General features: G+C 42.5%; 11 protein-coding genes and 1 pseudogene. 8 read left to right on the top strand and 4 right to left on the bottom strand.

All coding sequences use genetic code 11. From position 1 onward, the window contains the following. Positions 1–172 precede the first annotated feature (172 nt). Positions 173–3,143 (bottom strand): annotated as a pseudogene (locus NSS66_RS23320) (Tn3 family transposase). A gap of 146 nt (positions 3,144–3,289) precedes the next feature. Next, positions 3,290–3,829 (bottom strand): helix-turn-helix domain-containing protein, encoded by a 540-nt coding sequence (locus NSS66_RS23325; RefSeq protein ID WP_023988862.1) that lies wholly within the window; start codon positions 3,827–3,829, stop codon positions 3,290–3,292. Between the two features lie 269 nt (positions 3,830–4,098). Here NSS66_RS23325 and NSS66_RS23330 point away from each other — a divergent pair, with 269 nt between their 5' ends. Together NSS66_RS23330 and NSS66_RS23335 are read left to right on the top strand one after the other, a co-directional pair. After that, the gene (locus NSS66_RS23330) at positions 4,099–4,512 is read left to right on the top strand and encodes a DoxX family protein (RefSeq protein WP_013310427.1); all 414 of its coding nucleotides are present in this window, start codon (positions 4,099–4,101) and stop codon (positions 4,510–4,512) included. A gap of 49 nt (positions 4,513–4,561) precedes the next feature. Then, positions 4,562–5,428, top strand: a complete 867-nt coding sequence (locus NSS66_RS23335) for a VOC family protein (protein ID WP_340959884.1) — start codon at positions 4,562–4,564, stop codon at positions 5,426–5,428. A gap of 73 nt (positions 5,429–5,501) precedes the next feature. Here NSS66_RS23335 and glsA read toward each other — a convergent pair whose 3' ends face one another. Next, entirely contained in the window at positions 5,502–6,440 is a 939-nt protein-coding gene (glsA, locus tag NSS66_RS23340) for a glutaminase A (RefSeq protein ID WP_340959886.1), read from the bottom strand. Positions 6,441–6,575: 135 nt separating this feature from the next. On the opposite strand from glsA, the gene NSS66_RS23345 reads away from it, so the two are divergent. Continuing rightward, entirely contained in the window at positions 6,576–7,634 is a 1,059-nt protein-coding gene (locus NSS66_RS23345; RefSeq protein WP_028541639.1) for a DUF1835 domain-containing protein, read from the top strand. A 110-nt stretch (positions 7,635–7,744) separates the two neighbouring features. On the opposite strand, the gene NSS66_RS23350 is transcribed toward NSS66_RS23345, so the two are convergent. Then, the gene (locus NSS66_RS23350) at positions 7,745–8,047 is read right to left on the bottom strand and encodes a hypothetical protein (protein WP_023988858.1); all 303 of its coding nucleotides are present in this window, start codon (positions 8,045–8,047) and stop codon (positions 7,745–7,747) included. 292 nt (positions 8,048–8,339) lie between these two features. Between NSS66_RS23350 and NSS66_RS23355 the strand changes: the two genes are divergently transcribed. The 5 genes from NSS66_RS23355 to katA all read left to right on the top strand — a co-directional run bounded on the left by NSS66_RS23355 (position 8,340) and on the right by katA (position 13,072). Further along, on the top strand, positions 8,340–9,245 hold the full coding sequence (locus NSS66_RS23355; RefSeq protein ID WP_340959888.1) for an NUDIX hydrolase: 906 nt from the start codon (positions 8,340–8,342) through the stop codon (positions 9,243–9,245). A 28-nt stretch (positions 9,246–9,273) separates the two neighbouring features. After that, positions 9,274–9,756, top strand: coding sequence for an NADAR family protein (locus tag NSS66_RS23360; protein ID WP_023988856.1), 483 nt, complete (start codon positions 9,274–9,276; stop codon positions 9,754–9,756). Positions 9,757–9,761: 5 nt separating this feature from the next. Then, entirely contained in the window at positions 9,762–10,661 is a 900-nt protein-coding gene (locus NSS66_RS23365) for a TIGR02452 family protein (protein WP_068938776.1), read from the top strand. A 60-nt stretch (positions 10,662–10,721) separates the two neighbouring features. Continuing rightward, positions 10,722–11,324: an adenylyl-sulfate kinase gene (cysC, locus tag NSS66_RS23370; protein ID WP_068938777.1), complete on the top strand. Its 603-nt coding sequence runs from the start codon at positions 10,722–10,724 to the stop codon at positions 11,322–11,324. Positions 11,325–11,614: 290 nt separating this feature from the next. Continuing rightward, a complete protein-coding gene (katA, locus tag NSS66_RS23375) occupies positions 11,615–13,072 on the top strand; it encodes a catalase KatA (protein WP_028541635.1) in 1,458 nt (485 codons plus the stop codon). The last annotated feature ends 105 nt before the right edge of the window (positions 13,073–13,177 follow it).

Here is a 13,177-nt window from a genome sequence, read left to right on the forward strand (position 1 = left end):
GAGTATCAAAGGTAGAAAATGATCAAACTTTTTTATAAAACCGAAACTTAAATCTGTAGAATAAGAATCCATTTTGATCAATCTTTTTTTCAAAGTGGATTCTTATTATTTACCGTAAAAAATACGAGTTTGTGAGGTGTTTTTGATCAAACTTTATTTCAAAGCAACACTTTTATGAAATTTTTAGATTGATTGGAATTCTCTTATTCATATTTAATTTAAATGTCCCATATGGATTCACATGGTTATAAAATAAAGGTGTTAATCCTCTAAAGTCTTCGGGAGTCATCCTCTTTAACCAATACTGATTGTTATTATAGAGAATCTCTTGAACCATTAAAGTATTGATATAAACTAAGCAGTTTTGAAGCAATTGGAGCGATAATGCAGATACTTCTTGGTCTTCTAGAGAATTGAACCGAATTTCGCTATTCTTTCCATAAAAAATGTAATTGTTAACAGAATTCCAATGTTCAATGGTATTTAGTCCTTCATGGATTTCTCTACGAACTTCCTCAAAATGCAGATAATCACATAAGAAAATGGTTTTTATCGCTTTCCCTAACTCACATAAAGCTTGGTAAGTCGGGTGCTTCGTATCTCTCGTAAATCGCTTTAAAATAGCTTCTGCTGATGCAGTTCCTAACCGTAAAGCAGTCGCAAACTTAATGATTTGCTCATACTGTTGACGGATGAGATCCCAGTTAATGGGCCTACTTAATACAGGTTGTAAGTGAGGATATTCCTCATTCATTCCGGCTTCAGGACGATATAATTTTTGAGAGCCAATATTTTTGAAGCGTGGCATCAGCTTAAAATCAAGCAAATGACAAAAGGCAAAAGCAACGACACTTTGTCCATGCGTGTCTACATAATTTCGGTCTATTTCCATGTCTGTACAATGACGAAGAACACCCTCCATCATGGCTGCAACTTCGGAGGAAAGACAAGTTTTAAGCTGAGAATAGATACATGCTGACTTGCGATCTGTATGCCAATATATCATGACTCCATGTCTTTTATAACGAGGATGCCATTCAGTAAGAAGGTTTTGATCCCACGATCCAAAATGTTTTGAATCGGAAGCGCAGGCGGTAGTAGCTTCCCCCTACACCTCTTTTATTCGATGGTAAATGATTTGCTTGGTAACCTCTGCATTGGCTTTTCGCAAGTGATCTTTATGAATAAATTTATTACGGATATACTGAAGTTCACGATAGCTATCTTGGTTATTTCCAGCAGAGACAGCTTTTAAACCTGTATTTGTTCCCAATCCAAATAGACTGAGAAGTAGCCGACGTTGAATCGTTTCCTCATCTAAAATAGACCGGTCCGCTGTAGTTTTAAAGTGCTTGGTGAATCCAGTATGAAAGTCTGTTTCTTTTAATAAATCTAAGAGGTTGATATTGGACCAACGGTTTCTGATCTCCTGTTTAATCATAGACAAATGTGGAGGTTCGGGCTGCTTTTCTAGCGGGGTAACACGAATCCATCCCTTGTTATTTCTGCTGGTAATCGCAACTTTATCGTTGCTCTTATCTTCAAAGCCTTGGTTCAGTAAATAGAGCTTATCTTTCATCAGTTGTATAATGTCCGAAATAAAAGGCTCTACATCGAGTGGCGCTTTTAGCGCTTGGAAATATTCTTCTTTGTGTTCTTCAAAATCTTGGGGCAGGTCTTCATCAGGATTTCGATATCGGTCAGCGCCCTCAATCCAGATTTCCTTACACCGAAGTCGCGTGCGAAGGGATTGTAAAACAGCAATCTCATAATTAATTCGGTTAACTCTCTCTATCCCCTTGCTATCTTCCTCAATAATGATATCCTTCCACTTAGGCTGAATGACTCCTTCAATAGGAACTTCGTCCCCAACTGCAAAAAAACGCTGACCACTTTCACTGTATTCTTGAATAAGTTGAAGAGCTTCAATGATAGGTTGATGGGATAGATTATTAGACTTAAACGTAAGGTTTTTTAGGATATCACAGAGAGCTCTCCTATAGTGCCCTCGATAGGAAGAGTACATCTTTATATAAATTTTTTCTTTGTATTCTCGGTTGTTTCTTGTCATGTCTTTAATAATATCCCGAATGGTGGAAGAGCTTACGATTGGATATAAAGTATCTTGAATGATTCCATCTGGATGATCAACTGTTGCTTTTAATAAGTTGAGAATGTGTTTATTTTTCCCCTGTACTTTTTCTAACTCTGCCACTGTTTCATTACGGGTTGTATTCTTTGCTTTATTTCCAAACTTAAGCGTGATTTCATCTAACAAATCAGCTAAATAATCGATGATTTCAGCTTGGCGATGCCAAAATAAAATAGCAAGTAAGGTGTAGCGAATAGGCATTGGGTGTGCACGCAATTCTGTTACTGTCTCAGTAGCTGCACGAAGCCGATATTTCTTTATTAATTTTGGAGTCAAATGATGAAATAAACCATCTGGAATTTGAAGGTGTCGAATAAGCCAATAATTTCTTAACTTCCATCTCCATTGTATTGACACTTGGTTTACGAGGGGAAGAAAGTAGGTGCCGAAAAGCTAAAATGTCCCTTTCCTCTTCATCAGATTCCCCCTTATCATGGGAGTCTAATAAAGAATCTAATCGAGCGCATGTCTTAGAAGATAATTGCTGATAGGTTTCTTGGTAGAAACCCTTTTCAAAGGTATCAATAGCAGAATCAATTATTCGGTTCAATCTCCCGGCAGAAGGTGGTTCAACTTTCCACTTGCGAAAAAGACTATATGCTTGGTTTTTTAAATAGTCTGTATCATGTGTAAATGGAACCTGTTCTACTAACCATTGTTCTAAACGTTCATTATCTTTACGGGTAAGTTCCTGAAAACCGAAGAAGTCTCGAATTTGCTTTCTATGGTAGGTGTAATTCCTTTCTTCAGCTCCCCAACGATATTGGTCGAATAGATCAGGAGACAGCTCGAGTTGCTTTGCAATATACTCAACAACAGGCCTTGGTATGTCACTTCTTTTGGTTGGGAATCTAGCCTCATGCTGAAAATACTTTAATAACACCGTAAAACCAAGACGGCTCGCACCAGTTTTGTTACCGATTAATTTACGCTCGATGTTAACCAAAATAAAATGTTCTAACAGCTCGTCTTCTGTCCAACTCCTCTTCATGTCTGTCTCTCCCTATATATGTAATATTTTTACCTATAATGTTAGTTTAGGTAAAAATAAACATTAAAAAGCCTTATTCGGCCTATATATTTTACATATTAATATCTACTTTGCGGTCTATGACAAGAACCCTGTGATCAAGCCTATTAGGCGTCATTTTCTGCTTCGAGAAATACGGAAATCAGGATACGGGCGTTGTTTTCACCCACGTTTTTGGCATAATGGGGGATAGCTGCCCTCCAGCTAAAGGAATCTCCTGCTTCCAAAGTAGCTGAATCCTCGCCTTGCTCCACGTATACCGTGCCCTCCAAGATAAAATGAATCTCATCCCCCGCATGAGCATGCTCCTCTTCTGTAGATGAGCCTGGCGGCATGTCCACCAGCATCATTTTAACGTTTCCTTGCCCCCCCAAATGATCGACCTGGAGGTTGTTTTTACCATATAACGTTTTACGACGCTCGTCCTTACGAATCACTTGCATCCGTTCCTCTTCTTTAAGAAGCAGAAAAGCAAGGGGAACCTTAAGCGCATTTGCGATACTGTCCAATGTTGCGATGGAAGGGGAGGTTTTATTATTTTCTACTTGACTCATAAACCCTTGCGATAGTCCGGTTCGTTCACATATTTGCTGGATGGATAAATTTTTACGTTTACGAGCGGCGCGTATGTTGCATCCTATACCCATAGAGCGTTCCTCCTTTAAGGTAATATAATGTATACTAATTTATTATTTATCATACCAAATAATTTGTTGACAGACTACAGTTTCTTATGATAAATTCACACTACAAAATAATTATTTCTATTACTAATAATTCGAGTTTGATTCACACTAATGTGGTGCGGCAGAGATTCAGACAGTATTATTTTTTTAACCAAATTATTAGTAATATAAATTAATTATTCATATGCACTTGTATGAGTGTAATAAACAAACAGAATGGAGAGATAAACATGAGTTCAGCAAGCAAAAACATTTCTACAATTATGCGGGTGGCGCTGGGAATTTTGTTTTTGGCACACGGAATTGCTAAATTCCAAATGGGGTTGGGTAATGTAGCAGGCTGGTTTTCCAGCATTGGCGTTCCAGGATTTTTAGGTTATGTCGTTGCGGTGATTGAGTTGGTCGGTGGGATTGCATTGATTCTTGGATTGCTCACTCGCTATGTATCTGGGCTTTTGGTTATTGTTTTGATCGGCGCCATTTTTACAGCAAAATTGTCCGGCGGGTTGATGGGGAATGGTCAAGGCGCTGGCTATGAGCTGGATATTGCTTTTATTCTGGTAGCTCTTCATCTGGTATTTGCTCCAACGACTCGATTGTCTCTGGATTCTTTGTTCAGCCGTCGTGAGTCAACCAAACAATAATTTTTGATTAGCTTTAGTCCTCCAATCCATGTAGAAAGAGGGAAATCTCATGACAGCACATATTCATGACAACACCAAAATCGGGCAGGTTTCATTAAAGGTTAGTAACTTGGCGCGTTCTATTCAATTTTATACAGAGGTCGTTGGCTTTCAGCTGCTGCGTCAAACGGCGGATACCGCTGAATTGACTGTCGATGGGAAGCATGCGCTACTGATCCTTAACTATATTAAAAATGCAGTTATTCTGCCGCGTCAATCTGCTGCCGGGTTATATCACTTTGCTATTCTTCTCCCAAACCGTGTAGCTCTGGGCCTGTCTTTACGTAATCTGCTGGCTCATGAGATTGAAATCGGACAGGGAGACCATGATGTAAGTGAAGCTCTATATATCCATGACCCTGATAATAACGGAATCGAAATCTATGCAGATCGTCCCCGTGATCAGTGGAAAAAGGATGCAAATGGATTTTACATGATGGGAACAGATCCCGTGGATGCAGAAGACTTGGTTGCGATTTCCGAAAATCTACCTTGGCAGGGACTACCGCAGGGAACGGTAATCGGGCACGTCCACTTCCATGTGTCTAATTTGCTCAAAGCACAGCAATTTTATTGCGATGTGCTTGGCTTTGACATTACGTGCCGGTATGGCTCTTCAGCCTTGTTCGTTTCCGCAGGTGGTTACCACCACCATATGGGCTTGAATATATGGGCAGGTGAAGGAGCACCACCAGCTCCTGAGCACGCTGCAGGATTGGATTATTTTGAATTGATCGTACCGGATCAGAATGAATTGGATGCCATTGTAGCTCGTTTAGAGGCAGCAGGCTATGGAATGCAAGAACGCGATGGCGCCAAGTATGTAGCTGATCCGTTCCGCATTCAAATTAAACTGATTAACGGTCAAATCTCGTAACATAGAAGACACGCAACAAAAAAGGGTATTCCTATGAGCCGTAAAGGCTGGGAATACCCTTTTTTCCGTATACTTAGAACAAGCTCCAGTCCAAATCCCGAGACATCTTCTCCAGCAAGTGTACACCGGCTGTACTGTTGCCCATACGGTTCAGAGAAGGTCCAACCAGTCCAATGCCATATCGTCCGGGTACCATCGTCATAATACTGCCTGATACGCCGCTTTTGGCAGGTAGTCCGACTTGAATGGCGAATTCCCCTGAAGCGTCATACATGCCGCATGTCGTCATAAATGTTTTGGCGATCTGTACATAGCGGCGGGGAATCAGCGGTATACCTGTCACCGGATCTCGACCATTGTAAGCTAATACAAGTCCCATACGAGCTAAATCAGCACAGTTCAATTTGACAGCACAATGTCTGAAATAAACTTCAAGCACATCCTCCACATGACCTCTTAAAATTCCTTTTTCCATTAGAAAATAAGCAAGGGAACGGTTCAAATGGCCTGTGGCAGATTCTGAATCGTAGACATCCTGATCATATTCCAATGTGTCATTGTGGGTAAGCAGGCGGAAAAATTGGAGAACACGGGCAAATCTCTCTTCTGGACTGTTCCCGCGAATCAGAGAGGAGACTGCGATTGCTCCGGCGTTAATCAGTGGGTTAAACGGAATGCCCGGCTCAACTAGTTCTAGCTTTAGCATGGAATTAAAACGGTCTCCGGTAGGCTCCATACCCACCTTAGAGAAGACAACGTCCTCTCCATTATCCATCAAGGCCAGAATGAGCGTAAATACCTTTGAGATACTTTGCATCGTAAATTGGATTTCCGTATCCCCGGCCACTACGGTTTCACCCGCACCGCTCATTACAACAACACCCAGCGCGTCGGCTGGTGCTTTGGACAGTTCGGGAATATATGCTGCTACCTTGCCATGAATATACTCATGACGGCTTTGTTCTACCCATTCCGGCAGTTTGGTCTGTAATCTCTGCCACTCCGATGTCATTTCTTTTCCTCCAGTCAAGTAAGCAATCTGTGGTATTTTATTGTAGAGTAAGAAGTGATAGCTATACGCCTATTCTAAAGATATTTCTGGTCGAAAGACAAGTTTGAATTGAATTAGATAAAAGGAGGCAGTGACTTGTTGTTATCTCATAATGAACCGAATTTTGATGAAGACTACGATGAGGTTATTAAGGGTCGAAGACTTAGAGGTTTTGTACATAGTGTACTGGAGCAGGTTGCAGCCTTATCAGACAAAAATCCTGAATGGGCTAATCCTATATTAGAGCAGTGGGCAAATGATGTGGAAACGAGCCGAAATGAGCGTCTGGAGCATGAGCGCACCCGGGAGAGGCATGTGCATCTATTGTTTTCTCAGTCTGCCGCAGGCTCGATGAAGGGAGGACTTTCAGGTGCAGGATTGCGGCTTGAGAGTATCGTGCTGTCTTTTAATGATCAGTTTTCCATAGGACCATTGTGGAGGCTGGAAACATTAGAAGGACAAGAAAACCGTCACGGCTGGTTGGCTGAACGGATGATGCATTATGAGTTTTTCCATTACGCCAATTGGGAGCACCGTATTGAACAGATGATGGTTACCCTAAGTGAAATTCCAGATGAGAAGTCGATCACGATTTGGTGTGGCTCTAATGCTGACGAGCAGGTCGGATTACGCTTTGTATTATATCTCTTGCGCAAAAGAGCTACACCTATTCGGGTCATTAATGTCACGGATACCTTGGAGCGGGAGCCGGATGATCATTTATATAATGAGAGTCCATTCCCTTTATCCATGGGCGTGGTGCATTCGAAAGAAATCGAACGGTTCATTAAGCGAAGTGAAGATGAACTTTATGTGGTGTGTATGGAAGACCGACGTCGATATGAACGGGAGTGGTTGGAGCTTAGCGAGCAAGATAGTGTCCTGAGATTATGGGACAATGACCGTATTGTCCATGTGCCGGAGGATTATTTGGATCAGGCCTTGCTGGATATGATTAGCAAGATACAGTTAGCGGATAATCTGGGATTTGTGAACACCGGAAAAATAATAGGTCAAGCTTTAACGCAGTGGTCGCAGCCAAGAAGCGATACTTTTTTGGAATACCGGATTCAATATTTGATCGCCCATGGCAAACTTGATTTTCAGGGGATGCCGGGAATGATGAATCGTTATGCTGTGAGAATAAAGGAGTAAAGCAAAAAGTGATCAAATAAAAACTGCCGACGGGATCGGCAGTTTAGTTTAAAGACCTTCTGATGTATCAGGTTGATTCATCAGAAGGTTATTTTGCTATGTACTTGGAATCAATAGTAGCTGCTTGAATTCAATGAACTTATGATAGCAGGCAACAGAGCAACAGCCATAATGATATAGATCACGATTACAATAGCGGCCCAAAGAAGGCCTGCTTTAGCATAGTTAGCTTTGCTCGGATTAGTCGAGCCGCTAAATGCCCACACAAACAGCATAATAAGTCCAACTACCGGTATAGCCATCAAAAGTAAACTGATCATCCACTCCTTGAATGATACAGGAGGCGGGTAAACAGGGGCTGGCCTGGATGGTGCTCCTTGCTGATTGTTTTGCGGGTTAAACTGGTTAGTCAATTAGATCTTCTCCCTACGTGTTTAGTATGTTGTATTTCCTATATTGACCAAAACATCATACATGATATGACAATAAGCAACAAGTAAAATTCAGTAAACAGTCTAATAGTACTATCAAACGATTGAAAATAGGTCTATACACCCTATTGACGAAGCGCTTTTTATATATTATTGTATTGATATTAACATTTTGTTTTTATCAATTTATTCAAATTAAAAATTACATAAAGCATTCGTCACTTTTGAATCAAAAGCGACAAATGACCCATATATGAACAGGTAGGTGACGCAAGTGACAGATGGATCGAAACATAATCACAGTGGCTTGACGGAAGAGGAGTTCTTGGCCCTGTATGATGCGAATGTATATGAGCGCCCATCCGTAACGGTAGATATGCTGCTATTTACGGTAATGGATCAGCTCCAACAAAATTACCGGAAGCTGCCGGAGAAGACCCTCCAGCTTCTTTTGATCCAAAGAGGGGAGCATCCCTATATAGGGCAATGGGCGTTGCCGGGTGGTTTTGTAGGTATAGATGAAAGTCTGGAAGAGGCTGCACGACGCGAGCTTAAAACGGAAACGAATGTGGATCAGATTTATATGGAGCAGCTATATACTTGGGGAGATGTGGCACGTGATCCTCGTATGCGGGTAATTAGCTGCGCTTACATGGCATTGGTGGACCACGATTCCTTGGAGGTACAGGCGGGGGATGATGCCGCTGATGCCCAATGGTTTGAGCTGGATTACAGCGTAGCTCAGGAGACGCGGACGAAGCAGCCGGAAGGTTACACATGGGAACAAGACATTGATATCACATTGAAGCATGGGGACATCCATCTATCAGCCAAAGTAAAAATAACTGAAATTCTTAAGGGAAGAACCATTGAAATCAAGCGAGAGGTGCTGGAGTCACAAGGAATTGCTTTTGATCATGCCAAAATTATTGCGTACGGTATAGAGCGTCTGCGCAGCAAAATAGAATACACAGATATCGCGTTTCACCTGATGCCAGCTCTATTTACACTGAGTGAGCTTCAGCAGGTGTATGAAATTATTCTAGGTAAGGAGCTGTTGGCCGCAGCTTTTCGTCGCAAAATAGCTGATCTCGTGGAAGAAACCAATGAGTATAGAAAGGCGGCTGGACATCGTCCGTCCAAGTTATACCGATTTAAGCCTCGGTCGCGTTTTATGTAGCATAAGGAATATGAAATGAGGAATCTTCATGGAAAAGTTTACATTTTTTTATCGCAGTCATTCGCCATTTTCGCAATGGTATCCTTCTGATTTTGTCGTGGATGGATTGGAGTTTAACTGTGCCGAGCAATATATGATGTTGAAAAAAGCACAGCTTTTTGGGGATGAAGAGGCGGCCTTGAAAATTATGCAAGCCCCTACCCCAAGGGAGCAAAAAGCCCGGGGCCGCAGTGTGCGCGGATTTGACCAATCCTTGTGGGAGGCCAATTGCCGGCAATTTGTATATGACGGTAATTACGCCAAGTTTACACAAAATCCGAATTTGCTCAAGCACCTGCTTAAAACGAAAGGAACCACTCTGGTTGAGGCTAGTCCGACCGACACCATTTGGGGTGTAGGCTTAGCTGAGAGCGATGCTCGTATACGGAACCGCAAGCTATGGCGTGGCACGAACTGGCTAGGAGAAATATTGACAAATTTACGTGAGGATGTATTGCAAAAGGAGGAATAGTCATCATGAAAAATACAATGAATTCCCGGAGCAACCGGGATGCCCGATCGCATATGGCGCAGGAAACACTATCCATTTTGGAACTTGGGTATTATACGAATATCAAACTGGTTCAAGTAAATATGACAAAAGAGATAGGAAATGCGGTCACAGACTCGAAGTTATATACACCTTCTCAGCTGGTAGCTGTAAAACAAGAGGCAGAGCAAAGAATAAAAAGTATATTGGGGCCTTTTTCCCGTATAGACGAACAGACGATCATTGCAAAATTGGAAATTACGGGAGAAAGCACGTTACAGGCGGCATACAGACTCCAGGTAGAGGAGAAGCTGGCCCACGTGGCGTGTTTGAATTTTGCATCAGCCAAAAATCCGGGAGGTGGATTTCTCGGAGGCAGCCAGGCTCAAGAAGAAAGCTTGGCTCGTTCGTCAGCATTGTATCCTTGCATTTCACAAATGGAAGAGATGTATGGACATAATCGGAAGCTGCGGAGCTGTTTTTATTCAGATTATATGATTTATTCGCCTGAAGTTCCGGTATTTCGGGATGATCAGGGGACATTGTTGGAGAAGCCGTATCAAGTCGATTTCCTGACCGCACCTGCTGTAAATGCTGGAGTTGTGCGAGAACGGGAACCAGAGCAGGTGAATCGGATTGGTGAAGTGATGCTGGAGCGGATTCGTTACATTCTTGGAATGGCTAAGCAAAACGGCGTAGAACATCTTGTGCTGGGAGCCTATGGTTGCGGAGTATTCCGCAATAAGCCGGAAGAGGTTGCCCTCTGGTTCAAGCAAGTACTTGTAGATGAAGGATATGGCTTGTTGTTTGACCGGATTGTTTTTGCAGTGTTGGATCATAAAGCAGAGCAGCGTACTTTAAACAGCTTTAAAAATGCTCTATCCTGAAGCTTGAGCTGTGCATAAAAACTGTTTACTATAATATCTCATGAAAAAGGAAGGTGCTGAATGAATCCATCTTCGAATATAACCTGGCATGTGTCCGATGTTGATAAGCAAGCGCGTCAGCTTTTGAATGGACATAAAAGTCCGGTGCTTTGGTTTACTGGCCTGTCTGGTTCGGGAAAATCAACGGTATCCTCCACACTTGAAAAAGCGTTATACGCACGAGGCATACACACGTTTATTTTAGATGGGGATAATGTTCGGCACGGTTTAAATCGGAATCTAGGTTTCCTGCCCGCTGACCGTAAAGAAAATATCCGCCGTATTGCTGAAGTTGCAAAGCTAATGGCACATGCGGGTGTTCTAACGATTTGCGCCACCATTTCCCCTTATCGTGAAGATCGTGAAATGGTAAAGGACATTTTACAGCAGGAAGGTTGCTATGAGATTTATATACAGTGCAGCTTGGAGGAATGTGAGCGACGCGATCCAAAAGGAATGTACAAGAAAGCACGTGCCGGAGAAATTCATCATTTTACGGGGATTGATGCTCCCTATGAAGTACCGCTGGAACCGGATTTAATCGTATCGACTGAAGGTCGGGAGGTAATCCAGTCGGTTCAGGACATCTTGGATTTTCTTGATAGGAAGCAGCTGCTTTTATGATTTTATGATGAATTCTACATGAATATTGTCTGAAAGCCTCCATGCCAAGACTTCGAGAAGTGATCAAAGTAATCATTACAGAACGTGAAAATTGAAGCATACCTATTAGTAAATAAATACAATACTGCATATACGGCAAGCCTTATAGGGCTTGCTTTTTTGTTTATGATTTTAAACTAATTCTAAATCCTAAATTGTAATAATTATAAAAAAGTATTGATTTTTGTTTGTGCACAATTTATAGTGAAAGGCACATAGTCAACCAATTCATTCAAGAGGTGATGTCAATCATGAGTAACCAACCAACGAATCTGACTACAAGCTGGGGCGCTCCTGTTGGAGATAATCAAAATTCGATCACAGCAGGCTCACGGGGTCCCGCACTAATTCAGGATGTGCATCTGCTGGAGAAATTGGCGCATTTTAACCGGGAGCGTGTGCCGGAACGTGTCGTTCATGCAAAAGGTGCAGGGGCGCACGGATATTTTGAAGTCACTAATGATTTGTCTGCATTTACAAAAGCAAGCTTCTTGTCTGAGGTGGGCAAGCGTACACCGATGTTTATTCGCTTTTCGACTGTGGCGGGTGAGCTGGGCTCGTCCGATACTGTACGCGACCCGCGTGGTTTTGCGGTGAAGTTTTATACAGAAGAAGGCAACTATGATCTCGTGGGCAATAATACACCTGTGTTTTTTATTCGGGATGCCATTAAATTTCCTGACTTTATTCATACGCAAAAACGTCATCCCCAAACTCATCTGAAAAACCCGAATGCGGTCTGGGATTTCTGGTCCTTATCTCCTGAATCGCTGCATCAGGTAAGTATCCTTATGTCTGACCGCGGTATTCCAGCTACACTTAGACATATGCATGGTTTCGGTAGTCACACGTTCAAGTGGGTCAACGCCGAAGGACAGGCAGTATGGGTGAAATATCATTTTAAAACGGAGCAAGGTGTGCAAAATCTTGATGTGGATTTGGCTGCGAAAATTGCCGGTGAAAATCCGGATTATCATACAGAAGACTTGTTTAATGCCATCAAAAAAGGTGATTTTCCTGCATGGAAACTTCATGTGCAGATTATGCCGGTAGAAGATGCAGATACGTACCGCTTTGATCCATTTGATGTGACAAAAGTATGGTCTCAAAAGGATTATCCGCTGATTGAGGTTGGGCGCATGGTGCTGAATCGCAATCCTGAGAACTACTTTGCTGAGGTAGAGCAGGCGACATTCTCTCCGGGTTCATTTGTTCCTGGAATTGAAGCATCCCCGGATAAAATGCTGCAAGGACGCCTGTTTGCCTACGGCGACGCACATCGCTACCGTGTAGGTGCAAATCATAATTCGTTGCCGATCAACCGTCCGCATGCAGAAGTACACAACTACCAACGCGATGGTGCATTACGCAGTGACAGCAATGGCGGAGGATCTGTTTATTACGAGCCTAATAGTCTCGGTGGACCCAAAGAATCACCTGCGCACAAAATTGCTCCTTTTGAAGTGTCTGGCGAAGCTCAAAGTGTAGCCTACGATCATCATGATCACTACACACAGCCAGGCGACCTGTACCGCTTGCTCAGTGAAGAAGAGCGTGCACGTCTGGTCCGAAACATCGTAAATGCGATGAAGCCCGTAGAAAGTGATGAAATCAAACTGCGTCAGATCGGTCATTTTTATAAAGCTGATCCTGAATATGGACGTCGTGTAGCCGAAGGTTTGGGCTTGACCGTTCCTCAAGGCGAGTAGAGGTATCTGCAAACTCTAACCTGAAAGCCGTATGAATATATAATAAAAGGATGTCCCAACACCACGTACATGGTGGATGGGACATCCTTTGTTTTGAGAGCGATG

Source organism: Paenibacillus sp. FSL R10-2748 (assembly GCF_038005565.1).
Lineage (GTDB): Bacteria > Bacillota > Bacilli > Paenibacillales > Paenibacillaceae > Paenibacillus > Paenibacillus polymyxa_B.

Excerpts from the sequence above, each read along its gene's own strand:
- NSS66_RS23325 (WP_023988862.1), bottom strand. The coding sequence starts at position 3,829 with ATGGGTATAGGATGCAACATACGCGCCGCTCGTAAACGTAAAAATTTA.
- NSS66_RS23330 (WP_013310427.1), top strand. The coding sequence starts at position 4,099 with ATGAGTTCAGCAAGCAAAAACATTTCTACAATTATGCGGGTGGCGCTG.
- NSS66_RS23335 (WP_340959884.1), top strand. The coding sequence starts at position 4,562 with ATGACAGCACATATTCATGACAACACCAAAATCGGGCAGGTTTCATTA.
- glsA (WP_340959886.1), bottom strand. The coding sequence starts at position 6,440 with ATGACATCGGAGTGGCAGAGATTACAGACCAAACTGCCGGAATGGGTA.
- NSS66_RS23360 (WP_023988856.1), top strand. The coding sequence starts at position 9,274 with ATGGAAAAGTTTACATTTTTTTATCGCAGTCATTCGCCATTTTCGCAA.
- NSS66_RS23365 (WP_068938776.1), top strand. The coding sequence starts at position 9,762 with ATGAAAAATACAATGAATTCCCGGAGCAACCGGGATGCCCGATCGCAT.
- cysC (WP_068938777.1), top strand. The coding sequence starts at position 10,722 with ATGAATCCATCTTCGAATATAACCTGGCATGTGTCCGATGTTGATAAG.
- katA (WP_028541635.1), top strand. The coding sequence starts at position 11,615 with ATGAGTAACCAACCAACGAATCTGACTACAAGCTGGGGCGCTCCTGTT.